The following is a 24224-nucleotide window of genomic DNA, read 5'->3' as shown; positions in this document are numbered from 1 at the left end:
ATCAGAAGTCGTAGTCCACGACGACCGGAGCGTGATCACTCATCCGCCGGTCGGGCGCCGGTTCGCGGTCGGTGCCGGCCGCGACCGCCGCCTGTGCCAGTCGCGGCGTCGCGAGATGGTAGTCGATGCGCCACCCGGTGTCGTTCACGAACGACTGCCCCAGCCACGACCACCACGAGTACGGACCGTCGACACCAGGATGATGCTGCCGGACGACATCGACGAGGGTACGCGGCGACAGGATGGAGTCGAACCACTCACGCTCCTCCGGCAGGTAACCCTCGACCTGGTTGCTGCGCCGCCAGTTCCGTACGTCGTAACGGGTGTGCGCGATGTTGAGGTCACCCATCAGCAGGAGTTCCCTGCCGTTCGCGCGTGCCGTCCGCCGCGAGCGGGTCAGCTGTCGCGCAAACGCGGAGAGGAAGCGCATCTTGCGGTCGTAGCGGGCTCCGCCGTCGGGGGCCTCCCGCATGCGTCCAGGCTTCTGGAGGTGCGCCGGGAGACCGCCTTTCGGCAGGTACATGGACACTATGGTGATCGGCGCCTCGGCGAGGTCGACCTCGACGTAGCGGCCCTGGTTCGCGAACTCGCCCAGACCCCGAGCCAACGGCACCGGATCCAGTTCGACCCTCTCGGTGTGCAATTCGCCCGGTGCCCGCACCAGCGCGGTACCGCTCCACGTCCGCACCGCGACGGGGGCGTGCCGAGTCAGGACCGCGACACCGTTGCGGCCCGCGACGTCCCCCTCGTCGTAGGTGAGGTGATAGTCGCCGAATACGTCCGGCGGGATGGCGGCGGCACGGGCCCGTACTTCCTGAAGCGCGACCACATCGGGTTCGCGCTCGCCGAGCCACTCCTCGATGCCGCGCCGCTGCGCCGCGCGGATCCCGTTGACGTTGAAGGTCGCGATCCGCACCCGTCACAGTGTAGGGACCCGGCCGACCCGGCCCGCACCCCGGGAAGCGCTCGACCGATGAATTTCCGCTCCGCCGCGAGTCTTACCTGCATACGATGTGCCGACCGAAGGAGCGAACAGTGGGAGATGTCTGGTCGATGGTGCACGCGGAGCGTGCGGCGCTGATCGAAGACCTCGGCAGTCTCGACGCCGAGCGGTGGGACGAGCAGTCGCTCTGCGGTGAGTGGACCGTGCACGACGTGGCAGCCCACCTGGTCGACACGGCGCGGGCCACGCGCCTCGGCTTCATCGTCGCTCTCGCTCGGGCGCGGTTCGACTTCGACCGCCAGAACGCTCGCGGCGTGGAGCGCGAGCGGGGCGCCTCACCGCAGGAAACGCTGGAGCGGCTCCGGCAGGTGGCGTCGCGGACGTCGACCCCTCCGGCGCCGCTCGACAGCCGGCTCGTCGAGGAGGTCGTCCACGGTGAGGACATCCGCCGACCGTTGGGGCTCACCCGCTCCTACCCGCGGGAGGCCGTCGTCAGAGCGCTCCGGCTGCAGACGCGAACCCCGGCGTCCTTCGGCGGCGCCAAGGAACTCGTCGCCGGCGTCCGGCTGACGGCAGCGGACGACGACGTGTCGATCGGCGACGGTCCGGAGGTGAGCGGCACCGCCTTGTCGCTGCTCCTGGCCGCTTCCGGTCGGAAGGTGGCGCTCGGCGACCTCCAGGGACCGGGAGTCGCCGCGCTGGCAGCGGCGCTCTGACGAACCGCCGGTCGGGCTACAGCCCGACGGCGGTCTCGAGGAGGTCGAGTTCGGCGTCGAGCTGATCGAGCATCGGGTGCAGATCGGGGACGGTGCGCCGGCAGCCGGTGAGGCCGAAGACGATCTGATCGTCGCTGCTGGTGCAGGTGATGTTGAGGGCCTGACCGGTCGTGGGAATCGACAGCGGGTAGAGCGACTCGAGTCGGGCCCCGTTCCAGTACAGGGGGGTTCGGGGACCGGCGACGTTGGAGATGACCACGTTGAACGGCGGCCGCAGCGGGCCACGGCGGCCGAGGAACATCTCGACGCCGAGCGGAGCGGCGCCGAGGGCGCTCATCGCGAGGACCTGGGCGGGGCTCATCGCCTGGAGGGCGGCCTTGCCCTCGTTCATGCAGTTGCGCACGGTTTCGAGACGGTGTGCGGGGTCGGGAAGGTGGGTGGCGAGGTTGCACATGAGGACGCCCACCCGATTGCCGCCGTGGGTACGGTCGGCAGCCCCGGTATCCGGTGCGCGCAACGAGACCGGGACCATCGCGATCAGCGGGTTGTCCGGCAACGCGTCCCGGGTGTGCAGGTAGGCCCGCAGGGTGCCGGCGCACATCGTCAGCACGATGTCGTTGATGGTGGCGTCGGCGTGCTTGGCCAGCAAGCGGATTCGTTCCAGGGGGAAGGAGCGGGCGGCGACGTGGCGGGCGCCGCTGATCGGGACGTTGAACACGGTGTGTGGCGCGGTGAGCGATACCGCACCGCCCTTGCCGCGGCGGGCCCGATCCACGGTGCCGAGTGCCGCGGGCAGCAGTCCGGCCACCTCGCCGGCGGCGGCCCGGGCGGCGTCCCACGCCATCGCGGGCAGCGCGGAGCCGAATACCGACGTGTCGACGACGCCGGTGGCCGGAGTCGGGACGGCGGCGAGTGGAGTGCGCGGTTGCCAGGGGGCGGGCATGTTCCGGCGGTGCGGGTCTTCGCTCATGCTGTCGCGGAGCAGTCGCATCGCCGACGAACCGTCGGCGAGCGCGTGGTGGACCTTGGTGTAGACGGCGTAGCGGCCGTCGGCGAGGCCTTCGATCAGGTGCATCTCCCACAGCGGGCGGCTGCGGTCGAGCAGGGTGCCGTGCAGCCTCGACACCAGCGTCATCAGTTCGGTCATGCCGCCCGGCTGGGGAAGCGCATCGCGGCGCACGTGGTGCTCGAGATCCACCTCGTCGTGCGGGAGGTGATCCCAGCCCCACTGGCCGAGCGAGGTAACCGAACGGCGAGCCCGCTTCCGGAAAGGAGGGGCGACCTGGTCGCCGGCCAATGCCGTGTCGAACATCGCGCGCAGATCGGCCGCGGACGCCCCGTCCGGCGGGTTGAAGACCGCCAGGCCGCCGACGTGCATCGGATGCTCGCGGGATTCGCCGAGCAGAAACAGCGAGTCGGTCGGTGCCATCGGTAACAGCATGCGGTGTCCTTACCGTTCCCGAAACGCGATCCACCTGCGCGGATCCATTCCCCCCGGAACTGATGCTCTCAATCCATGTCTTCGTGCCCCGAGGTAACGGTTAGGTATGTTTCACATCACAAACCGGTCTCGCTGTTTTAGTTGTACAGCACAGAAGAAGTTTCCGCCACCGATGGAAACCTGGGTGAACCGAGCTCGACGGAGCAGGTCAGCTGTCCAAACCGGCCATGAGCGCTTGATGGCTGGCGTGGACGTAAGCACCCCGTTCCGCTCGCCCAATGTGACAACGGTTCAATCTGATTGACCGACGGTGACATTGGGCGACGGACGACAGGCGGCGGGCCCGGGATCCATGTCGGTTGAGCTACGGTCTGCCTATGGACGACGAGCACGGGGCGGGCACGACCGGCGGTCCGGTGCGGTATGAAGGTGGACTGCCGGGACTGATCGCGCGCGCCCGCGTGCTCGCCGACTCGGGACAGCGCCGGCTGCTCGGCATCGCCGGGTCGCCGGGCTCCGGTAAGAGCACCGTCGCCGCGGCGGTGCTGACGGCGCTCGGATCGTCGGCGGTGGTCGTGCCGATGGACGGATTCCACCTGTCCGGTGCGGAACTGTCCCGGCTCGGCCGGACCGGACGCAAGGGCGCACCCGACACGTTCGACGCCGCCGGCTATGTGGCGCTGCTGCGCCGCCTGCGGGAACCCGGCGGTGAGACGGTGTACGCCCCCGAGTTCCACCGCGAGGTCGAGGAGTCCTATGCCGGGTCGCTCGCCGTCCCGCCGCACATTCCGCTGGTGATCACCGAGGGTAACTACCTCCTCCTCGACGAGGGACCCTGGTCGGCGGTGCGCGATCTGCTCGACGAGGCGTGGTTCCTCGTCCCGGATCACGACGAGCGGGTGGCGCGCCTCGTCGAACGGCACATTCGGTACGGCAAGTCGCCGGACGAGGCCCGAAAATGGGTGCGGCACAGCGACGAGAGGAATACCGCGTTGGTGTGGCCGAGTCGCGCCCGCGCCGACGTCGTCGTCCTCGGCGACCCCGTGTGACCGGTGGTTCAGATCGGGTAGTCGATCTGTTCCATCCGGCCGCTGGACAGTGAGCGGGTCGCGGCCTCGGCGATCGCCTGCGCCTTCAGGGCTTCCGACAGTGTCGGACCGATGGCGGCGCCGGTCTCCAACGCGTCGACGAAGTGGTCGAGTGCGGTGCGGTAGCTGGCCCGGATCCGTTCGAACCATCCCGCGTGCAACCCGTCGTCGACGACGCGGCCTGCGCTGTAGCGGGACACGGCGCCGGCGCGCTGGCGCCGCGCCTCGACCATCCCCGTCGAGCCGAGCACCTCGATGCGTTCGTCGTATCCGTAACCGATCCGGCGGGTGCAGTCGATCTGGACTAGTGCGCCGCCGGGCAGGCGCAGGGTGACGGCCGAGGTGTCGACGTCGTCGTAGTCGGCGAGGCGGGGCTCGGCGAGCGTGGATCCGGTCGCGAAGACCGACTCGGGGTCGAGTCCCGAGATCCACCGGGCCAGGTCGAAGAAGTGGACGGTCTGGTCGCGCATCTGTCCGCCCGACACCGCGATGTACTCGAGCGGCGGCATCGCCGGGCCCCGGCTGGTCATCTGGATCAGCTCGACCGCACCGATCTCACCGGACGCGACCACCTGCTGGAGTTCGGCGTAGTCGCGGTCGAAGCGGCGGTTGAAATCGACCATCGCCCGGAGTGATCGGGTGTCGGCGAAGCGGACGATGTCGACGGCCCGCGCGAGGTCGAGGTCGATGGGCTTCTCGCACAGGGCCGGGATTCCGGCCGTCGCCGCGCGGCGCAGGTGCTCTGCGTGGGTGTCGGTGGACGACGCGATGAAGACGGCGTCGATTGCTGTGGGGTCGAAGACTTCCGTGAGGTCGGTGGTCGCGCGACTGCCGTGCCTCTTGGCGAGGTCCGTCGCGCGCGCGAGATCGATGTCGAAGACGAGGGCCAGGTCGACGTCGGGGTGCGCGGCGAGGTTGGCGCCGTGTACTCCGCCGATGAATCCGGCTCCGATGAGGGCGAATCGTTGCATGTCAGATACCGACCTTGTCGAGTGCGGAAGCGGGAACGACCCAGGCCGAGTCGGCGTCGTGGGAGGCGGCTGTCGCCTCCACGAACTGGACGCCGATCAGCCCGTCACGCCCGGTGGGGAAGGACAGATCACGGATGGTGGTGGGGTTGCCGTCGCGGCGGGCGCGGAGTTCGTCGGCGAGATCGCGGTAGAAGTTTGCGAACGCCTCGAGGAAGCCCTCGGGATGTCCCAGGCCGGGCCGGGTGAGCCGGGCGGCGTCCTCGGACAGCGTGCGCATTCCCTGCGCGAGAATCGTCGTGCCGCCGTCGAGGTCGCGCACCGTCAGATGGTGGGGGTCCTCGTGTCGCCATTCGATGCTCGCGGTGTCGCCGAAGATCCGGATGCGCAGGCCGTGCTCGTGGCCGGTGGCGGCCATGCTCGCCCACAGCGTCGCCGGTGCCCCGTTGGAGAGGGTGAGGCGAACGGTGGCGTTGTCGAACACTCGGCGGCCGGGGACGAGGGTGTCGAGTTCGGCGGACACCCGGGTGGCTTCGAGCCCGGTGATGTAGCGCAGCAGGTGGAAGGCGTGGGTGCCGAGATCGCCGACGACGCTGGGGAATCCGGCGACGTCCGGGTCCGTTCGCCAGCGTGCCTGCCGGTGCTCACCGAGTTCGAGTGGTGTCGCGGCCCAGCCGGACGCGTGCTCGACCGTCGCGAAGCGGATCCGCCCGAGGTCGCCGTCGCGCACCATCCGGGCTGCGTGCCGGACCATCGCGTACGCCGAATAGCAGTGCGGGACGGCAAGGATCGCGCCGGAGGACTCGGCGATCGCGACCAGTTCCGCAGCCGACGCCGAGTCGGGGGTGAGGGGCTTCTCGCACACCACCGAGATGCCCGCCTCGAGGAAGGTGCGCGCGATGTCGAAGTGGCTGTCGTTCGGGGTGGTCACGGCGACCACGTCGACGCCGTCCTCGCGTGTGGATTCCCGCTCCGCCATCTCCCGGTGGTCGCGGTAGGTGCGATCGGCCGGCACGCCGAGACTCTCCGCGAGCTGCGCCGATGCGACGCCGTCTCGCCCGAAGACCCCCGCGTGCAGGTCGTATCGATCGTCGAGGCGCATCGCGAAGCGGTGGGTCGTGCCGATGTCGGCCCCCTGCCCGCCGCCGACCATGCCCGCGACCAGTCGCAGGCTTCCTTGCTTGCTCAACTCGGCTCCTATTGAGGGGTTTTCACTGCGAGCACGGGGATCGGGGACTGCAGGATGAGGCGCTGGCTGACACTGCCGAGCAGGGCCTTGCCGACCGCGCTGCGGCGTTTGACCCCGATCACGAGACGTTCGATGTCGGGCCGCTCTTCGAGCAGGTCGAGCACGGCGGTCGCGGGATCGCGGTCTCCGCGGCCGATCCGGTCGAGGACGGTCACGCCGTCTTCTGCGAGGGTGTGGACGTCTTCGGGTTCGGTGAGGGAGAGGTTCACCACCAGGAGGTCGGTGTCCAGCATCGCGGCCTCCTTCTTGCCGGCGAGGAGGGCCTCCGATCCTTCGGAGGAGTCGGTCACGGCTACGAGCACTGTCATGGAATCAACCTTTCACGGGGACGTGGTGCGGCGACTGTCACGAGTAGTCGCGCCGGAACTGGTCTTCGAGTTCCTCGAGCGAGCGGCCACGGGTTTCCGGAACCTGGGTTTTGATGAAGACGAGAGCCAATACGCCGAGTCCTGCAAAGATGAAGAACGTCGCACCGATTCCCAGTGCGGCCACGACGGGCGGGAAGAGCAGCGCGACAAGGGCGTTGGCGATCCACAGCATGAAGATGCAGACGCCGATGGCGAAGCTGCGGATCTTCAGCGGGAAGATCTCCGACAGCATCAGCCACACCAGGGGGCCGATCGTGGCCTGCATCGAGAAGACGAACAGCACCACGAACGTCAGGATCAGGTAGGCCTTGAGGGTGCCGTCGGGCAGCAGGAACGCGGACAGGCCGACGAGCAGGTGGAACGTGGTGGTGAGGGTGAAGCCGCCGATGAGCATCTTCCGACGGTCGATCCGGTTGATCAGGGCGACGCCGGTGAGGACGCCGAGCACGCTGAACAGACCGTTGAGGGTGTTCGCGACGATGGCGGCGTTCGAGGAGAATCCGGCGTCGCCGAGCAGCTGGGTGCCGTAGTACATCACCGAGTTGATGCCGGTGGCCTGCTGGAACACGCCGAGGCCGACACCGATGAAGATGAGGCGGCGGATCCACTTCACCGACAGGTCGGCGGCCCCGCCGGTCTGTGAGAGCTTCTCTTCCTCGGCGAGCGCCCGGACTTCCTCCAACTCGGCACGTGCCCGCTCCGGGGACCGAACCTGGAGAAGCACGGCGAGCGCTTCGTCGTGCCGGTCCTGTGACATCAGCCACCGCGGGCTTTCCGGCATCCGCAGCATTCCGGCGAACAGGAAGATGGCCGGAAGGACGGCGACCAGAAGCATGAAGCGCCAGACGTTCTCGTGCTCACCCCAGATGTTGAAGATGATGGCGTTGATCACGAATGCGGCGAACTGTCCGACGACGATCATCACTTCGTTGCGGGAGACCACGCTGCCGCGTCGTTCCGTAGGGGAGATCTCGGAGAGGTAGACCGGCACGGTGGCGGATGCGCCGCCGACGGCGAGACCGAGGATGAAGCGGAACAGCGCGAGCACCTCCCATGTCGGGGACAGCACGCAGCCGAGCGTCCCGACCATGAAGATGAGTGCGAGCACCAAGATGTTGTGCCGGCGTCCGAACCGATCGGACATCCGTCCGCCGATCAGAGCGCCGATCGCGGCACCGAAGATCAGGATGCTCACCACCAGGCCCTCGGTGAACGAGGTGAGCTGGAGGTCTTCCTTGAGCGGTTCGAGTGCGCCGTTGATGACTCCGGTGTCGTATCCGAAGAGCAGGCCGCCGAAGGTGGCGACGACGGCGATGATGCCGAGTCTGTGCGAGTGCCGCCCGGTGGGGTCGGCAGTCAGGGACGGGGCGGTAGTTCGGGTGAGATCGCTGGCCATGAACATCTCCTCGACGTATTCCATGTGCAGAACACGTAATGTGTTTATGTCCGAACAAAGTTAACCCATTGTGACTCGGGGCACAACGGGAAGCCCATCATCGGGCGGCGCACACGGCATGGTCGGCCTCCACCTACCGACGAGTAATAGAACGCATGATCTGTTATCGTTCGGCGTATGCCCAGGCCACGCGTGCACGATCTCGGCGACGTTCTCGACACCGCCGAACGGCTGGCGGTCGAGGGCGGTCCGAGCGCCGTGACGCTGCGCGCGGTCGCCGCCGCCACGGAGATGTCCAACGGCGCGATCTATCACGCCTTCGGGTCGCGGGGAGGGTTGGTCGGGCGCGCGTGGTTGCGGGCAGCGCACCGATTTCTCGGCCTGCAGCAGGAGTCTGTCGAGCAGGCGCTGGGGCAGGATGGCGCAGACGGCAGGGCCGCCGCGGTGGATGCCGTCGTCGCGGCAGCCGACACCCCGGCCGTCTTCGCGGAGCAGTTCCCGCAGTCGTCGCGGTTCCTTCTCACCGTGCGCCGCGACGAACTGCTCGGATCGGACGTTCCCGACGATGTCGCCGGCGAGTTGACGCGGCTCGATTCCGTCCTCGTCGAACTGTTCGTCCGGTTGGCGCGGGCGCTGTGGGGGCGCAAGGACGGGCGCGCGGTCGAGGTGATCGAAGCGTGCGTCGTCGGACTCCCCACCGGACTGTTGCTTCAGGCCCGGCGAAAACCGGACGCCGCGATGCGTCAACGACTGGAAACGGCGGTCCGCGCCGTCCTCACCCTCGACCCCCCGCCTCCGGGGAAACGTCACGACAGCAACACGAAAGGCTCCTGATGACTGCCACGCTGACCTACCGGGACAAGATCGCCGTTCTCGACTTCGGCGACGACGAGAACCGGTTTTCCCTCGAATGGCTCGACACGGTCGACCGGCTCCTCGACGATGCACACGAGCACGGGGCGCAGGCCCTGGTCACCACGGCAACGGGGAAGTTCTACTCCAACGGTCTCGACCTGGACTGGCTGATGGCCAACGGCGACCGCGCCGACTGGTACGTCGGGCGCGTCCAGGCCCTGTTCAGCCGCATTCTGACGTTGCCGCTGCCGACGGTCGCCGCTGTGAACGGGCACGCGTTCGGCGCCGGTGCCATGCTCGGAATCGCCCACGACTACCGCGTGATGCGTTCGGATCGTGGGTACTACTGCTTCCCCGAGGTCGACATCCACATTCCGTTCACCCCGGGAATGGCGGCGCTGATCCAGGCCAAGCTGAGGCCGCAGACCGCGATCACCGCGATGACCACCGGTCATCGTTACGGCGGCGCCGAAGCGCACACCGGTGGGCTGGTCGACGGGACCGCACCCGAAGGTGCGGTCCTGTCCGCCGCCGTCGACCTGATCACCCCGCTCGCGGGGAAGGACTCCGGCACGCTCGGTGCGATCAAGGCCACCATGTTCGCGCCGGTCGTCACCGCCCTCGCAGCGGGTCGATCATGACGACGTGAAACCAACTGCGCGGTGAAACCTACTGCGCGAGAGTGATGGTCACTCTCCCGGCACGTGGAGGATCAGGGCGTCGCCCTGTCCGCCGCCGCCGCAGAGGGCAGCGGCACCGGTTCCGCCGCCGCGTCGTTTCAGCTCGAGTGCGAGGTGCAGCACGACGCGTGCCCCGGACATGCCGAGCGGGTGCCCGATCGCGATGGCACCGCCGTTGACATTGACCCTCGACGGATCGACCCCGAGTTGCCGGGTCGACTCGATGCCGACGGCGGCGAACGCCTCGTTGATCTCGACGAGGTCGAGGGCCGAGGGGTCGAGACCCTCACGGGCGCAGGCCTTGTCGATCGCGTTGGCGGGCTGCTGCTGGAGCGTCGAGTCCGGTCCGGCGACGACGCCGTGGGCGCCGATCTCGGCGAGCCATTCGAGTCCGAGTTCCTCGGCCTTGGCCTTGCTCATCACCACGACGGCCGCGGCGCCGTCGGAGATCTGCGACGCGGAACCCGCGGTGACGGTGCCGTTCTTGCTGAATGCGGGCCGCAGCTTCGACAGCGACTCGGCGGTGGTGTCGGCGCGGATCCCCTCGTCCTCGGTGACGACGAGCGGATCGCCCTTGCGCTGCGGGATGGACACGGGAACGACCTCGTCGTCGAAGAGTCCGTTCTTCCACGCTGCTGCGGCGCGCTGATGTGAGGCGGCGGCGAATGCGTCCTGCTCTTCGCGACCGATCTTGTCGGTGTTCGCGTTCCGGTCCTCGGTCAGCGCGCCCATCGCCTGGTCGGTGAAAATGTCGTACAGGCCGTCGTAGGCGAGGTGGTCGACGAGAGCGGTGTCGCCGTACTTGAAACCGCCCCGGGAACCGGGGAGCAGGTGCGGTGCCTGGGACATCGACTCCTGCCCACCGGCGACGACGACGTCGAACTCGCCGGCGCGGATCAGCTGGTCGGCGAGGGCGATGGCGTCGAGACCCGACAGGCACACCTTGTTGACGGTCACGGCGGGCACCGACATCGGGATGCCCGCCGCGACCGCCGCCTGCCGGGCCGGGATCTGACCGGCGCCGGCGGTGAGGACCTGCCCCATGATCACGTACTCCACCAGTTCCGGCGCCACCCCGGCCTTGTCGAGGGCGCCCTTGATAGCGATGCCGCCGAGGTCGGATCCGGACAGGCTGGACAGCGAACCGGTGAGGCGGCCGACCGGGGTCCGGGCGCCGGCGACGATGACGGACCTGGTGGAAGAAGTCATGAAAGTGTCCTTCAGGTAGTGACGAATGTCGTTCAGACGAGAACGGATTCGCGGATATCGAGGGGGGCTCCGGTGGCCGCGACGACGTCGTCGACGGTGACGCCGGGGGCGATCTCACGCAGGGCGAGGGTGCCGTCGCCGACCACGTCGATGACGGCGAGGTTGGTGATGATCCGGTTGACGACGCCCTGGCCGGTCAGCGGCAGGGTGCAGGTGTCGAGGATCTTGGGGTTGCCGTCGCGGTCGGTGTGTTCCATGAGGACGATGACGCGGCTGGCGCCGTGCACGAGGTCCATCGCGCCGCCCATGCCCTTGACCATCTTTCCGGGGACCATCCAGTTGGCGAGGTCGCCGGTGCGGGAGACCTGCATGCCGCCGAGGACGGCGGTGTCGATGTGGCCGCCGCGGATCATGCCGAACGACAACGCGGAGTCGAAGAACGCGGCGCCGGCGTTCACGGTGACCGTTTCCTTGCCCGCGTTGATCAGGTCGGCGTCGATGTTCTCCTCGGTCGGGTACGGGCCGGTGCCGAGGATCCCGTTCTCCGAGTGGAGGGTGACGTTCACGTCGGTGCCGAGGTACCCGGGAATGAGCGTCGGAAGGCCGATGCCGAGGTTGACGTACTCGCCGTCGACCATTTCCGCGGCCGCGCGGGCGGCCATCTGCTCACGTGTCCATCCGTTGGTGCCGGTCATCGAGTGGCTCCTTCCGTGCTGCTGACTGTCCGCTTCTCGATCCGCTTGTTCTGAGGGCCGGTCTCGACGATGCGTTGAACGAAGACTCCGGGCAGGTGCACCTGCGCGGGGTCGATGGTGCCGGCGGGGACGAGTTCCTCGACCTGCGCGATGGTGACCTTGCCGGCCATCGCGGCGAGGGGGTTGAAGTTCAGGGCCGTCTTGTCGAACACCAGGTTGCCGGCGGTATCGCCGCGCAGTGCGTGGACGAGCGCGAAGTCGGCGGTGATGCCGAGTTCGAGGACGTAGCGCTTGTCGCCGAAGACGCGGGTCTCCTTCGGGGGCGACGCGAGCGCGACCGAGCCGTCGTCGGCGTAACGCCAGGGCAGGCCACCGTCGGCGACGGGGCTTCCGACCCCGGCGGGGGTGAAGAAGGCGGGGATGCCCGCTCCGCCGGCGCGCAGACGTTCGGCCAGGGTGCCCTGCGGGGTCAGCTCCACCTCGAGTTCACCGGCCAGGTACTGGCGGGCGAACTCCTTGTTCTCGCCGACGTACGACGCGGTGACGCGGCGAATCTGACGGGCGCCGAGCAGAATTCCGAGCCCGTGGTCGTCCACACCGCAGTTGTTGGAGTAGACCTCGAGGTTGCCGACACCCGAGTCGGCGAGCGCGCGGATCAGTGCGTCGGGGATTCCGCACAGGCCGAACCCGCCGACGGCGATCGTCGCGCCGTCGGACACGTCCGCGACAGCTGCTTCCGGGGTGTCGAACACTCTCGATCCCATGTGCATCCTTTCTTCTGGCCGCCGAACCCGGCGAAACCTCTTTCCCGCGACAGTTCGTCCATTGAGTGGACGTTGGTACGTGGGGTGTTCCACTCCACTAAAAAGGGTCTCTGCATGCATTTCAAGGGATTCGGCGACAGTGATCACGGTCTGGACGTTGCGGACGCGAGTGTTCACTCAGTGGACGTATACTGCGGTGATGGACGACGCGCAGCGGCCGCAGGTGATCCAACGGGTGAGTGCCCTCCTCCGGGCCATCGGAGCCCTCGACACGTCGGGATCCTCGACGACCGCACTGGCACGCGAGACCGGTCTCGCGCGTCCCACGGTGCATCGCCTGCTCGTCTCCCTCGCCGAGGAGGGGCTGGTCGACCGCGACCAGAAGTCGGGCAAATGGTCGCTCGGCCCCGAGCTGTATCTCCTCGGATCACTCGCCGCGAGTCGGTACGACATCACCGACCGGTCCCGCGGCATCTTGCGTGACCTCGCCCGCGAGACTGGCGAGAGCGCCTACCTGTCGGCCCGTCGCGGCGACGAGACGGTGTGCATCGCCAGTGAGGAAGGCAGCTTCCCGCTGCGTTCGCACGTGCTGTACGTCGGCATCCGCCTCCCGCTCGGGGTGGCGTCGGCAGGGTTGGTCATCCTGTCGCACATGCCGGACCGCGAGGTCGACGACTATCTGACCCGCGCGGACGTCACCGGCCAGTGGGGGAACCGGCACAGCCGGGACGAGATCGCCGACCGCATCGCGGAGACACGCCTCAACGGGTACGCAGTCAACCCCGGACTCCTCGTCGAGGGCAGCTGGGGAATGGGCGCCGCCGTCTTCGACGCCCAGGGATCGCCGGCGTGGGCCCTGAGCATCACCGGTGTCGAAAGCCGGTTCCGCGAGGAGCGACGCCGGGAACTGGGAGAACTCCTCCTCCGCGAGGCGCACCGGCTCACCCAACTGCTCACCGACAGGCCGCGCAGTCGAGGGTGAGACGAGGCGGAACGGCCGCTACGCCGCCTTCGGTCGCCGCCGCGGCCGTCCGTGGCGGGTATCGATGTTCCACAGGTGCGCGCAGTCGGGGCACTGCAGGTGGACGTGGGTCCCCTGATTGCTCAGCAGGTACTGCCAGTGCCGGTCGCAGTTGCGGCCCGACCCGCAGTCGCGGCAGTCCGAGCCGTGGTCGCAGCCCGGGCAGGGCAACCAGGCGCGACGGGAGAAGTCCGCGGTCGGATCAATCGGTAACACGGCCCACCGTCCGATCCGGGAGCACACCCGCCTGGACCAGCTCGTCGTAGATGCGCTGCTGCTCGGGGTCGAGACCGCTGTAGAGCATGTCGTAGGCCCGCTCTTCCTCGGCGAGCACGGCCACCGGGTCCCAGTCCTCGCCGATTGCTTCGAGTACAGCGGTGCGCCGCCGAGCTTCGTCCAGCGTGAGGTCGAGTGCGAACGAGAGTTCGGATTCGCTGCCCATGTGATCACCTTCGTTTCGCAGTCGCCGATATCGAAGGAGTCAGAGTTGCTCGAGCCTGACCAAGATCACAATGACCTGGATCACGTCGATCGAAAGTGTTGCCCCGATTTAACGACGCGCGCCCCGCCATCCGAGTGGTGGATGACGGGGCGCGCGCTGCGAGGAAAGGGTCAGGCCTGGAGGCCGGCCTCGATCTCGAGGGTGATGGTGATCTTGTCGCCGACGACGGCGCCGCCGCCTTCGAGGGGCATGTCGATGGTGATGCCGAAGTCCTTGCGGTTGAGGACGGTGGTGGCTTCGAAGCCGGCGACCGGGCCGTTGCCCATGCCGGGGTTGACGCCGCCGAATTCGAGGGCGAGCTCGACGGGGCGGGTGACGCCGTGGAGCGTGAATTCGCCCTCGACCACGTAGTCGTCGCCCTTGGCGCGGACGGCGGTGGAGGTGAAGGTGGCGGTGGGGTACTGCTCGGCGTCGAAGAAGTCGGCCGACTTGATGTGGGCGTCGCGGTCGGTGTTCTTGGTGTCGATGGACGCCACCTGGATGTCGGCGGTGACGGTGGCGGTGCCGTCTTCGGCGACGGTGATCGCGCCGGTGAAGTCGTTGAACGTGCCGCGGACCTTGCTGACCATCAGGTGGCGGACGGAGAAGCCGACGGTGGAGTGGACCGAGTCGATGGTCCAGGTTCCGGCGGTGAGGTTGGGCAGGGTGGCGGTGGCGGTGGTCATGAAAACTCCTTGGGCTGTCGAACGAGCACTCGAAACAATGAAGTAATTGAATCTGCAACTACTAAGGTAGACCGAAGTGGTTGCGGAGTCAACTAAAATCTGGGAAATGCAGGTGAACTGCGGTGTTACTGCTTCGGCCGGACCGGATGGTGGCTGACGATGGAGATCCGGTTGAAGGCGTTCATCGTGACGGCAATCCAGCTCACCGCCGACATCTCCCGCTCGGACAGGAACCGCCGCGCGAAGGAGTAGTCGCTCTCCTGCGTGTGGGTATCGGGGAGGGTGGTGACCGACTCGGCCAGGGTGAGCGCCGCGACCTCGCGGTCGGAGAACAGCGTGGTTTCCCGCCAGGCGGGCAGGACCGCGAGGCGCTGCTGGGTCTCGCCCGCCACCAGCGCCGCGGCGACGTGGACGTCCAGGCAGTACGCGCAGCGGTTGATCTGGGACACGCGCACGTTGATCAGTTCGACGAATCGCCTGTCGAACCCGGCCTCCCTGGCCTCGTGGCGGATGGCCTTGGCGACGGCGATCTGCGCCTGGTAGACGGCCGGGCTCTGGGTGTCGATGTGAACGTGGTCGTTCTCCGCTGACGTGCTACTCATGACCAGCCTTTCCGGTGTGCGACTCAGGGGTTCTCCAGCAGATGGGCGCGCATTTCGCTGAAGTCGTGGCCGAGGAGAGTGACGTCTCGTGGGCTGAGCAGGTCGAACATGTTCCGGCGCACCTCCGCCACATGTCCGGGGCTGGCCGCAGCGAGCTTCTCCGCGCCGGCGTCGGTCAGTTCGGCGAGTGTTCCGCGCCTGTCGTCCTCGCACTCGACGCGCCGCACCCATCCGGCATCGACCAGGCGGCTGATGGCCCGGGTCACGCCGCTGCGGGTGGTGGTGACCGCGTCGGCGAGTTCGCGCATCCGCATTTGCCGGTGGGGCGCCTCCGACAGCACGACGAGGAGTTCGAAGTCGGTGAACGAGATGCTTGCGTCTCGGGTGAGCTGCCGATCGAGCGCCTGCAGGAGTAGGCGCGTCGCGTCCAGGTAGGCGCGCCAGGTGTTCTGTTCTTCGGCGCTGAGCCATCTGGTCGGTTCCACGCCACCAGCATAGCCGAAGTAGTTGACAGCGCAACTACTTGCTGTATGGTGGTGGTAGTTGAAAGCGCAACTACTGCGCTCCGTGGAGAGGGGCAGGGCAATGAGCACCACAGACGAGCAGGAGCGTTCGCAGAGATTCGCGGCGCAACGCGACCGGATTCGCGCCGAGCACCTGCAGCCGGTGTCGTCGAGGCCCGCATCCTCGGCCCGCGGACTCCACCACACCGCGCTGATCAGCAGCGACGTCGAGCGCACCGTCCGGTTCTATCAGGATCTGCTCGAGTTTCCGCTGACCGAACTGATCGAGAACCGGGACTACCCCGGGTCTTCGCATTTCTTCTTCGACATCGGCAACGGCAACCTGCTCGCGTTCTTCGACTTCCCGGGCCTCGACATCGGTCCGTATCAGGAAGTGCTCGGCGGACTCCACCACATCGCGATCAGCGTCGAACCCGACCGGTGGGAACACCTGCGCACGAAACTGATCGACGCCGGCGTCGAACTCGTCGAACACAGTGAGGTGTCGATGTACTTCCGCGACCCGGACGGCGCCCGCCTCGAACTCATCGCCGACCCGCTCGGCGAAATGTACGGCTCACACGTTCTGTGACAATCCTGGAAAGGCAACGCCCATGACTGCCGCCCTCACCCCGCCCCGCGTGGATGTCCGCCGAGCCGCCGACCGCTTCATGACTCAGGCGGGCGGCTGGCTGGATTCCAAGCACTCCTTCTCGTTCAGCCACCACTACGACCCGGCCAACACCCACCACGGGGTGCTGATGGTCAACAACGACGACATCGTCGTGCCGGGGCAGGGATTCGACACCCACCCACATCAGGACATGGAGATCGTCACCTGGGTGCTCCAGGGTTCGCTGGTGCACCAGGACTCGATGGGGCATTCAGGGGTCATCTACCCGGGCCTCGCCCAGCGCATGAGCGCGGGCACCGGGATCCTGCACTCGGAGAAGAACGACTCGTGGCGGCTGAACGGTGGCACCGACGAGCACAGCGATCCGGTCCACTTCGTCCAGATGTGGGTCGTGCCCGACGAAGCCGGCATCACACCCGGCTACGAGCAACTCGAAATCGACCACGAATTGCTTGCCGGGGGACTCGTACCTGTCGCGTCGGGCATCCCCGACCACGCCGACCATTCGGCGATCCGGATCAAGAACAAGTACGCCGCAATGCATGTCGCCCGCATGCAGCCCGGACAGGCGCCGGTCACCCTGCCCGACGCCCCGTTCCTCCACGTGTTCGTCGCGCGCGGCGAAGCGTCGATGGAAGGCCTCGGCATTCTCGCCGAGGGTGACGCCGTGCGGCTCAGCGGCGGCGGCGGTCAGCAACTGACCACCGACACCGGCGCCGAGGTCATCGTGTGGGAGATGCACGCGACAATCGCCGGGTGACGCGAGTGGCGGGGCAGGTGCGCGAGTATGTCCCCGCGCGAAGGAGTTCGGTGGTATCGCCCAGTCGGAGTTCGCATTCGCTGCCTCCCGGCAAGGTCAGGGTCAGCGTGAAGAGGTCGTCGGCGATCCGCCAGTTCACCACCATGGTTCCGTAATGCCGGCCTCGCTGGACTACCCGGCGCTCGCCCGCGAGTGCATCGCGGTGAGCGACGGCTTGCAGTTGCAGTGGGTGCTCAGCGACGGGGCTGTCGACATCGTCGAGGGTGTCCGCAGGCATGCCACGCGGCTGGCTGCCGCGCTGACCGGCGCGGGCGAGGCGGAATCCGGTTCTTCCGTTCGCGTTGCCGAAGCTGCTACAGTGCCCGACAGGCAGTGACCTAAGGAAGGGCCTTACAACCGCGTGCGCGGCGACCCAGGCCCGGGTCCTGCATCCGAAGGAGTTCATCCCTTGGACACGGCTTCGACCGTCGTCCGCCGATCCACCGTCGAGTACGCCCCCGGGCTGCTACTCGATCTCGTCCGTCCCGCCGAAGCAGAGCATTCCTTGCCTGTGATCGTGTGGCTACACGGAGGTGGTTGGCGGCTTCAAGACCGCACAGCTTGCCCAGACCTGGTGCAACACTTCGCAAGACATGGCTATGTCATGGTCAGCATCGACTACCGGCTTGCGCCCGAGACCCGCCACCCCGGCCAACTCTTCGATGTCCGGCGGGCCGTGCGCTGGCTGCGCGCCCACGCCGCGGACCACGGCATCGACCCCGACAGGATCGGGGTGTGGGGCTCGTCGGCCGGTGGGCACCTCGCCGCGCTGGCCGGAGTGCACTCGGCCACAACACGATTGCCCGGGGAGGAACCCACGACCGTCGACAGTTCGGTGCAGGCCGTGGTCGACGGGTACGGGCCCGCCGACCTACCCGGCCTCGTCGACCTCTCGGCGGAACGGACACAGGGGGAGGACCATTCCCCGGAGGCGTCGCTGCTCGGCGGTGCGATCCGGGACCGACTGGACGCGGCGCGATCCGCGAGTCCGGCGCTGCAGGTCGGTGCCGGTGCGCCGCCGTTTCTGATCATGCACGGTCTCGCCGACAATCTGGTGCCGTCCGGGCAGAGCGTGGCGTTGTACGACGTGCTCGTCGCTCACGGCAACGACGCCGTCCTCTATCTGATCGAGGGTTTCGGGCACGGTTTCTTCAACCCCGGCCACGTCCTCGAACTCGGCCCCGCCCAGACCCTCGACCAGGGGCATCTCGAAAGAAATCCACAGGCGCCGGTCTCGACCCGTGCGGTGAGCGACTTCGGTCGCGCACTGACCGAGCGGTTCCCCTCCGCCTCGTTCGAGGCGGTCGAAGCCTTCTTCTCCCACACACTGAAGCCAGGAACACCCACGCCATGACTACTTTCGACATTCCCACCCTCGACGACGTCCACGCTGCCGCTCCGCAACTCGGCACCCTCCCCGGCCGCTGCGTGCCCTACTTCATGGCCGCCGGGGAAGGTGAGCGCCACGAACTCGGCAGGCAACTGATCACCGTCATCGCCCGGCCGGAAGACACCGGCGGGCAGTTCGGTGCGGCATATGTATACGGCGGCAAGGGAACCGAGAGTCCGTTTCTCGCCCACGATCGCGAGCACCGCTTCCTGTACGTCACGGACGGACGACTGCAGATCTGGTTGCCGGGCGAATCGCACCTGCTGATACCCGGCGACTCGGTCACCATCCCGGCCGGGACGCCGTACGCGTACCGCATGCTCGCACACCGGACACGGTTCCTGAGCTGGCTCACCGCCGGAGACGGGCACCGGTGGTCGCAGGCCACCGGTCAGGCCACCCAGTCGCACGTCTTCGACGCCGGGGCCACGCCGATGTCGGACGCGCGGCAATCCGAGCTCGCGGATCAATTCGGGGTCCGATTCCACGATCTCGAGAAGAAGGACCTTCCGGCGGTGCCGGCGACGGTCTTGCCGGCTGCCGTGTCTCCCTACGTGCTGCAGGCCGGGGAAGGCGACCGCTGGGCGAGTCTGGATCAGCTGAACACCTACCTCGCCCGGCCGCGGAACACGGGCGGCACCTACTTCGCGATGCACACCATGGGCGGGAAGAGCCCGTACATTCCCCGTCACTTCCACCGCGAGCACACCGAGAACTTCTTCTGCATCGAGGGTCGAATTCTGCTGCACGCCAACGGCCGGGAGATCATGCTGACCAAGGGCGACTTCCTGCATGCCCCCGCCGGAACGATCCACAGCTTCGCGTTCGACAGTCACAACACGCAGATGCTCGGCCTGCTGACCACCGGCGTGTTCGAGAAGTTCTTCGAGTACATGAACGTCCCGACGGACGCGCACGTGCACACCGAGGGCGGCGACATGGCGTTCCCGGCCGAAGGGTTCGCGCGGGCACGTGCCGAGCTCGACCTCGAGGTGGTCGGACCGCCGCCGGGGCGGGGCGACGGACGGTGAGACCCGCCCGGCGCGCATACGTCCGCAGCGGCTGAGCTCTACACTCGAGCCATGGCGATCCAGAGCACCGTCACCCGGGCCGAGTCCCTGGTCGCCCACATCCAGGACCGGATCGCCGCGGGTGAGCTCGCGCCCGGTGACCGGGTGGGTACCCGCAAAGAGCTCCAGGAGGAGTCGGGGATGGCCCGCGGAACGGTCATCGAGGCCGTCCGGCTCCTGCAGGATCGGGGAGTCATCACCGTGCGCCCCGGGCCCGGCGGTGGCCTGTTCGTCGCCGAACCGTCGTCGGTGGTCCGGCTCGGGCGCACCCTGCTGACCGTCGAGGGTGACGCCGCGGGAGTCGCCGACGCCATCGCCGTCCGCGAGGAACTGGAACCCCTGGTGACGGAGCTGGCGGCCCGCCACCGGACCGATACCGACGTGACGGACCTGCGGCGATTGATGACGGTCCTCGAGGACTCGGCGGGTGATCCCGAGGCGTTCATCCGTGCCGTGTGGGATCTGCACCGCCGAATTGTGGCCGTCGGCCCGAATCAGGTGCTGCGCGAAACCTATCTGAGCCTCGAAACCTACGTGGAGCAGCACGCGACGCGCGCCAGCCGCGAACGGAGCGCCACCAACAGCGAGTACTTCGCGCGCCGGATCGACGTGCACCGCGCACTGGTCGACGCCATCGAATCCGGCGACCCGTCCCGTGCCCGCGCCGCCGCCCAGGCGCACGCTCACTAGTTCTCGCCGCCCCTTCTCGAGGTCAGTCCTTGACAGGGAGCCCCGGTCTGTGGCTACCATCACACATAACGGTTATAACCGTTTATGAAGGAGCTGATCCTTCCCCCACTGACCAGGAGTGTTCCGCATGAATTTCTCCACGTCCTCGCCCGGCCGCGGCAGAGTGCTCGTCCCCGTCCTCTGCTGGGCCGCTCTTCTGAGCGACGGGTACGACCTGTTCGTCTACGGCGCCACCCTGCCCGCCCTGATCGGGCACGCCCCGTGGTTCGTCACGGCGGGCGCTGCCGGCACCGTGGGCAGCGCCGCCCTGGTCGGCGTCCTCGTCGGGTCACTGACGGCGGGGACGCTCACCGACATCCTGGGTCGTCGCCGCCTGTTCCTCGCCTGCCTGACGGTCTTCTCGACGGCGACCCTGGTCACCGCGGTCGCCCCCACTTTCGAGGTTTTCGCCGCGACCCGGCTGGTCGCGGGCCTGGGGATCGGCGGGTTGATGCCCACCGCGATCGCGATGGCGGCGGAGTTCGCGTCCCCGGCCTACCGCTCCCGCATCCTCGGCGTCGTGCTCACCGGACCGGCGTTCGGCGGAGTCCTCGCCTCGACGGCGTCCCTACTGCTGCTCGAGGAGTTCGGCTTCCGCCCGGTCTACGCACTCGGTGCCGTTCCGCTGATCACGTTGCTGCCGTTGGCCTTCGCCCTTCTGCCGGAGTCGCGTGCCTTCGCGGTCGAACGACCCTCCGAGGGCCGGAAGTCCACGTCGCCGGTGGCCACGCTGCTGGGCGACGGGATGGCCCGCGCGACGGTCGGCATCTGGTTCGTCGCCATCTGCAGCATGCTCACCATGTTCGGGGTGACCACCTGGCTGCCGCAGATCATGCGCAATGCGGGTTACCCGATCGGTTCGGCGGTGACGTTCCTGCTCGTCTACAGCGCCGGCGCCATCGTCGGGACGCTGCTGGCCTCCGTGCTGGCCGAACGGTTCGGTCCCAAACCGCTGGTTCTGACCGGGTTCACCACGGCCGCAGTCTCTCTCGCGCTGCTGGGCACGCATCCCCCGACCGCGGTCCTGATGCTGCTGGTGGCGCTGGCCGGATTCGGCGGTCTCGGCACCCAGAACATGCTCAACGATCACATCGCGACGTTCTACCCCGCCCCGTTCAGGGCGACCGGACTCGGATGGGCGCTCGGCATCGGACGGGCCGGTGCGATCGCAGGTCCCACGTACGGCGCACTCTTCGTCGCCGGCGGTGGAGCCGTCATCGTCAGCTCACTGGCGTTCGCCGTGCCCGCGCTGATCGGCGGAGTCGTGATGGCGACCCTCCCGCAACGCGCCCGCACCACCCCCGCCGATGCGGACAACCGCCTGGAAGCGGCCACCCCGCGCAGCACCGAAGTTTCCCGCTAGAACTCGCCACCGAAGGGTGGCGGACGAAAAGGATGAAATAGATGAAGATTGTCGGCTACCGCAAGAAGGATCAGGACGCCGTGACCGTGGGTGTCCTCCAGGACGGCTTCGTACAACCGCTCGCCCCGCTCGACGAATTCTGGAGCGACGCCGCCGGCTGGCTCGCACGGGCAGAGCACCTCGAGACGCCCGAGGTCGATGTGACCCTCGTGAGCGTGGTGCCGCCGGTGCCCGACTCCGCCCGCGTCATCTGCGTCGGCCTCAACTACAAGGCGCACGCCGCCGAGGGCGGCTTCACCCCGCCGCCCTACCCGACGCTGTTCGGTCGTTGGACCCCGTCGCTGAGCGTCGACGGAGCCCCCACGCCGGTCCCGGCGAACGAGGCGGGCCTGGACTGGGAGGGTGAGGTGGCCGCGTTCATCGGCACCCGGCTCGAAAGCGTCGACGCGGTCACGGGCCGGGCCGGGGTGCTCGGCTACGCCTGCTTCAACGACCTCACCGCCCGCAAGGCACAGAAGCTGACGGCGCAGTGGACGCTCGGCAAGAACGGCGACCGGTCCGGACCGCTCGGGCCGATGATTCCCGCGGGCGAGGTCGGGGACCTGTCCGACGGTCTGCGGGTGCAGACCCGCGTCAACGGCACCGTCGTGCAGGACGGCAACACCCGCGACCTGATCTTCCCGGTCGGCGAGATCATCGCCCTGATCAGCGAGACCTTCACCCTGCACCCCGGCGACATCATTGCCACCGGCACCCCGGAAGGCGTCGGCTACGTGCGGAACCCGCCGTGGCTGCTCGGGCCCGGCGATATCGTCGAGGTGGAGATCGACAAGCTCGGCGTCCTGCGGACCCCGATCGTCGACGCCAGCGGAAGGAAGGGCGCATGACCGACAACGCGTCCGAGGTAAAGCGGACCCCGGTACTGATCGTCGGTGGCGGACCGTCCGGGCTGGCGGCCGCACTCGAGCTGGCCCACCACGGGGTGACGAGCCTCGTCGTCGAACCGAGGGTCGACGTCGACGCCGAACGTCCCCGCGCCAAGACCACCAATGCCCGAACCATGACGCACCTACGACGATGGGGGCTGGCCGAAGCCGTCCGTGCGGCGTCTCCTCTTCCCGTCGAGTGGGCGCAGGACATCGTGTTCTGCTCGACCCTGCTGGGGCACGAGATCACCCGGTTCGAGAACGGTTTCCAGCTCGACGTGGCGCAGCCGACGGTCGCGCCCGAACGCGGCCAGCAGGCACCGCAACCCATCGTGGAAACGGTGCTGCGGGACGCGGTGCACCGCAGCGAGCTCGCCGTCCTGCAGCTCGGCGCCCGGGTCACCGCGCTCGAGGAACTCCCCGACGGGACCGTCCGTGCCACCGTCGAGGAGCGGGGGCGGACCCGGACCGTCCTGGCGGACTACGTCCTCGGTTGCGACGGCGGCGCCAGTGTCGTCCGCGAGGCCATCGGCGCCCGGTTCGAGGGCACGTCCGGCGAACGTCCCAATCTCAGCATCCTGTTCCGCGCACCGGGGTTGGCCGATCAGGTGCCGTTCGAGAACGCCGTCCACCATTGGGTGATGGCACCGGGGGCGGCGGGCATCGTGGGCCGTCTGGACCTGCAGGACACCTGGTGGGCCATCGTGCAGGGTGTCGATGTTCGGGACGACGCGGTCGATGCCACCGCGCTCGTGCACAGTCTGATCGGAGAGCCCGTGCCGGTCGAGATCGTCGCCACCGATCCGTGGGTGGCTCGAATGCTGTTGTCCGACAGCTACCGCAAGGGATCGATGTTCCTGGTCGGGGATGCCGCGCATCTCAATCCGCCGTGGGGCGGGCACGGGTACAACACGTGCGTCGGGGATGCCGTCAACATCGCGTGGAAGGTGGCGGCTGCGGTGCGCGGCTGGGCGGGACCGCAGTTGCTCGACAGCTACGAAGCCGAACGCCGACCCGTCGCGGCCCGCACCATCGCCGACGCCGGATCTCAGGAAAAGGCGTTGGCACACCACTTCTCCACCGTCGAGATCGGCGGGGACGGCCCGAGCGCGGAGGATGCGCGTCGTCGCACGGCGGAGGCTCTCGCCGTGAAGAAGAGCGAATTCCATTCGCTCGGTCTCGTTCTCGGCTACGCCTACACCGCCTCACCCGTCGTCGTTCCCGACGGGACGACGCCGCCTGCGGACGACCCCGTCGAATATGTGCCCTCCGCGTGCCCCGGATCGCTCCTGCCGCATGCGTGGTTGGACGACGGGCGCTCGCTGTACGACGCGCTCGGCAGGGAGTACACCCTCATCGTGCTGGACGGTGCCGTGCAGACGCCGCGGCACACCACGGCACTCGACGCCGTGGCGGCGAAAGCCGCCGAACCGGGCGTCCCGCTGACGGTGCTGCGGCTGTCCGGCACCGCGGGAACTCTGGGCACTCTCCTCGGCGCCCCCTTCGTCCTCGTCCGGCCCGACCAGCACGTGGCCTGGCGGGGGAGCGACCTCGCGGGCGCGGAGAAGGCGATCGACATCGCGGCGGGATGGTGACGAAACCTGCTCTCGCCGAACGCTGCTCCTCCACCACACTCGAGAAGGAAGAT

28 protein-coding genes are annotated in these 24224 nt (G+C 68.1%); 14 read left to right on the top strand and 14 right to left on the bottom strand.

All coding sequences use genetic code 11. The features are described from left to right. Position 1: 1 nt before the first annotated feature. Positions 2-916, bottom strand: coding sequence for an exodeoxyribonuclease III (locus RJ1_RS27320; RefSeq protein ID WP_073365658.1), 915 nt, complete (start codon positions 914-916; stop codon positions 2-4). Between the two features lie 119 nt (positions 917-1035). Between RJ1_RS27320 and RJ1_RS27315 the strand changes: the two genes are divergently transcribed. After that, on the top strand, positions 1036-1659 hold the full coding sequence (locus RJ1_RS27315) for a maleylpyruvate isomerase family mycothiol-dependent enzyme (RefSeq protein ID WP_073365657.1): 624 nt from the start codon (positions 1036-1038) through the stop codon (positions 1657-1659). Between the two features lie 16 nt (positions 1660-1675). Here the strand turns inward: RJ1_RS27315 and RJ1_RS27310 are convergent, their stop codons facing one another. Further along, entirely contained in the window at positions 1676-3100 is a 1425-nt protein-coding gene (locus RJ1_RS27310) for a WS/DGAT/MGAT family O-acyltransferase (protein WP_073365656.1), read from the bottom strand. A 377-nt stretch (positions 3101-3477) separates the two neighbouring features. Here RJ1_RS27310 and RJ1_RS27305 point away from each other — a divergent pair, with 377 nt between their 5' ends. After that, entirely contained in the window at positions 3478-4149 is a 672-nt protein-coding gene (locus RJ1_RS27305) for a nucleoside/nucleotide kinase family protein (RefSeq protein ID WP_073365655.1), read from the top strand. An 8-nt stretch (positions 4150-4157) separates the two neighbouring features. Here RJ1_RS27305 and RJ1_RS27300 read toward each other — a convergent pair whose 3' ends face one another. Genes RJ1_RS27300 through RJ1_RS27285 form a run of 4 tightly spaced genes read right to left on the bottom strand, consistent with a single transcriptional unit; the run spans position 4158 to position 8169 of the window. Further along, positions 4158-5159, bottom strand: coding sequence for a Gfo/Idh/MocA family protein (locus tag RJ1_RS27300; protein WP_073365654.1), 1002 nt, complete (start codon positions 5157-5159; stop codon positions 4158-4160). A 1-nt stretch (position 5160) separates the two neighbouring features. Then, positions 5161-6345, bottom strand: a complete 1185-nt coding sequence (locus RJ1_RS27295) for a Gfo/Idh/MocA family protein (RefSeq protein WP_073365653.1) — start codon at positions 6343-6345, stop codon at positions 5161-5163. A gap of 8 nt (positions 6346-6353) precedes the next feature. Further along, complete coding sequence (locus RJ1_RS27290; protein WP_073365652.1) at positions 6354-6713, bottom strand: universal stress protein; 360 nt, start codon at positions 6711-6713, stop codon at positions 6354-6356. A 37-nt stretch (positions 6714-6750) separates the two neighbouring features. After that, the gene (locus tag RJ1_RS27285; RefSeq protein ID WP_240319830.1) at positions 6751-8169 is read right to left on the bottom strand and encodes a sugar porter family MFS transporter; all 1419 of its coding nucleotides are present in this window, start codon (positions 8167-8169) and stop codon (positions 6751-6753) included. Between the two features lie 177 nt (positions 8170-8346). Here RJ1_RS27285 and RJ1_RS27280 point away from each other — a divergent pair, with 177 nt between their 5' ends. Together RJ1_RS27280 and RJ1_RS27275 are read left to right on the top strand one after the other, a co-directional pair. Then, entirely contained in the window at positions 8347-9003 is a 657-nt protein-coding gene (locus RJ1_RS27280) for a TetR family transcriptional regulator (RefSeq protein WP_073365650.1), read from the top strand. Next, a complete protein-coding gene (locus RJ1_RS27275; protein WP_073365649.1) occupies positions 9003-9665 on the top strand; it encodes an enoyl-CoA hydratase/isomerase family protein in 663 nt (220 codons plus the stop codon). The genes RJ1_RS27280 and RJ1_RS27275 overlap by 1 nt, the downstream gene beginning before the upstream one ends. Before the next feature lie 48 nt (positions 9666-9713). Here RJ1_RS27275 and RJ1_RS27270 read toward each other — a convergent pair whose 3' ends face one another. The 3 genes from RJ1_RS27270 to RJ1_RS27260 are packed head-to-tail and all read right to left on the bottom strand — an operon-like array spanning position 9714 to position 12372. Beyond that, complete coding sequence (locus tag RJ1_RS27270) at positions 9714-10913, bottom strand: acetyl-CoA C-acetyltransferase (RefSeq protein ID WP_073365648.1); 1200 nt, start codon at positions 10911-10913, stop codon at positions 9714-9716. 32 nt (positions 10914-10945) lie between these two features. Then, positions 10946-11608: a 3-oxoacid CoA-transferase subunit B gene (locus RJ1_RS27265; RefSeq protein WP_073365647.1), complete on the bottom strand. Its 663-nt coding sequence runs from the start codon at positions 11606-11608 to the stop codon at positions 10946-10948. Continuing rightward, positions 11605-12372, bottom strand: a complete 768-nt coding sequence (locus RJ1_RS27260) for a CoA transferase subunit A (RefSeq protein WP_073365646.1) — start codon at positions 12370-12372, stop codon at positions 11605-11607. The genes RJ1_RS27265 and RJ1_RS27260 overlap by 4 nt, the downstream gene beginning before the upstream one ends. 199 nt (positions 12373-12571) lie before the next feature. On the opposite strand from RJ1_RS27260, the gene RJ1_RS27255 reads away from it, so the two are divergent. Next, positions 12572-13354 carry an IclR family transcriptional regulator gene (locus RJ1_RS27255; RefSeq protein ID WP_073365645.1) on the top strand — a complete coding sequence of 261 codons (783 nt, stop codon included), beginning with the start codon at positions 12572-12574 and terminating at the stop codon, positions 13352-13354. Positions 13355-13595: 241 nt separating this feature from the next. Here the strand turns inward: RJ1_RS27255 and RJ1_RS27245 are convergent, their stop codons facing one another. From RJ1_RS27245 to RJ1_RS27230, 4 genes are all read right to left on the bottom strand, one after another. Next, positions 13596-13835 (bottom strand): DUF6400 family protein, encoded by a 240-nt coding sequence (locus RJ1_RS27245; protein WP_073365643.1) that lies wholly within the window; start codon positions 13833-13835, stop codon positions 13596-13598. Positions 13836-14005: 170 nt separating this feature from the next. After that, complete coding sequence (locus tag RJ1_RS27240) at positions 14006-14560, bottom strand: YceI family protein (protein WP_073362530.1); 555 nt, start codon at positions 14558-14560, stop codon at positions 14006-14008. Positions 14561-14685: 125 nt separating this feature from the next. Then, on the bottom strand, positions 14686-15162 hold the full coding sequence (locus RJ1_RS27235; RefSeq protein WP_073365642.1) for a carboxymuconolactone decarboxylase family protein: 477 nt from the start codon (positions 15160-15162) through the stop codon (positions 14686-14688). Between the two features lie 23 nt (positions 15163-15185). After that, a complete protein-coding gene (locus tag RJ1_RS27230; protein ID WP_073365641.1) occupies positions 15186-15647 on the bottom strand; it encodes a MarR family winged helix-turn-helix transcriptional regulator in 462 nt (153 codons plus the stop codon). 100 nt (positions 15648-15747) lie between these two features. Between RJ1_RS27230 and RJ1_RS27225 the strand changes: the two genes are divergently transcribed. Together RJ1_RS27225 and RJ1_RS27220 are read left to right on the top strand one after the other, a co-directional pair. Further along, the gene (locus RJ1_RS27225) at positions 15748-16257 is read left to right on the top strand and encodes a VOC family protein (RefSeq protein ID WP_073365640.1); all 510 of its coding nucleotides are present in this window, start codon (positions 15748-15750) and stop codon (positions 16255-16257) included. A gap of 22 nt (positions 16258-16279) precedes the next feature. After that, a complete protein-coding gene (locus RJ1_RS27220) occupies positions 16280-17059 on the top strand; it encodes a pirin family protein (RefSeq protein WP_073365639.1) in 780 nt (259 codons plus the stop codon). Here RJ1_RS27220 and RJ1_RS48940 read toward each other — a convergent pair. Further along, entirely contained in the window at positions 17022-17204 is a 183-nt protein-coding gene (locus tag RJ1_RS48940) for a hypothetical protein (RefSeq protein WP_338049582.1), read from the bottom strand. The two genes, RJ1_RS27220 and RJ1_RS48940, sit on opposite strands and share 38 nt — an antisense overlap. A 9-nt stretch (positions 17205-17213) precedes the next feature. Between RJ1_RS48940 and RJ1_RS27210 the strand changes: the two genes are divergently transcribed. The 7 genes from RJ1_RS27210 to RJ1_RS27180 all read left to right on the top strand — a co-directional run bounded on the left by RJ1_RS27210 (position 17214) and on the right by RJ1_RS27180 (position 24171). Continuing rightward, positions 17214-17435 (top strand): hypothetical protein, encoded by a 222-nt coding sequence (locus RJ1_RS27210; RefSeq protein WP_240319829.1) that lies wholly within the window; start codon positions 17214-17216, stop codon positions 17433-17435. 24 nt (positions 17436-17459) lie between these two features. After that, a complete protein-coding gene (locus tag RJ1_RS27205; protein ID WP_338049581.1) occupies positions 17460-18452 on the top strand; it encodes an alpha/beta hydrolase fold domain-containing protein in 993 nt (330 codons plus the stop codon). Beyond that, complete coding sequence (locus RJ1_RS27200) at positions 18449-19519, top strand: quercetin 2,3-dioxygenase (RefSeq protein WP_073365637.1); 1071 nt, start codon at positions 18449-18451, stop codon at positions 19517-19519. The genes RJ1_RS27205 and RJ1_RS27200 overlap by 4 nt, the downstream gene beginning before the upstream one ends. 51 nt (positions 19520-19570) lie before the next feature. After that, positions 19571-20248 (top strand): FadR/GntR family transcriptional regulator, encoded by a 678-nt coding sequence (locus RJ1_RS27195; RefSeq protein WP_073365636.1) that lies wholly within the window; start codon positions 19571-19573, stop codon positions 20246-20248. A 127-nt stretch (positions 20249-20375) separates the two neighbouring features. After that, the gene (locus RJ1_RS27190; protein WP_073365691.1) at positions 20376-21650 is read left to right on the top strand and encodes an MFS transporter; all 1275 of its coding nucleotides are present in this window, start codon (positions 20376-20378) and stop codon (positions 21648-21650) included. A 41-nt stretch (positions 21651-21691) separates the two neighbouring features. Continuing rightward, on the top strand, positions 21692-22537 hold the full coding sequence (locus RJ1_RS27185; RefSeq protein WP_073365635.1) for a fumarylacetoacetate hydrolase family protein: 846 nt from the start codon (positions 21692-21694) through the stop codon (positions 22535-22537). Beyond that, positions 22534-24171 carry an FAD-dependent oxidoreductase gene (locus RJ1_RS27180; protein WP_073365634.1) on the top strand — a complete coding sequence of 546 codons (1638 nt, stop codon included), beginning with the start codon at positions 22534-22536 and terminating at the stop codon, positions 24169-24171. Before RJ1_RS27185 ends, RJ1_RS27180 begins: the two co-directional genes overlap by 4 nt. The last annotated feature ends 53 nt before the right edge of the window (positions 24172-24224 follow it).

This window comes from Rhodococcus jostii NBRC 16295 (assembly GCF_001894825.1).
Lineage (GTDB): Bacteria > Actinomycetota > Actinomycetes > Mycobacteriales > Mycobacteriaceae > Rhodococcus_F > Rhodococcus_F jostii.
This window is presented reverse-complemented; position numbering and strand designations above follow the sequence as displayed.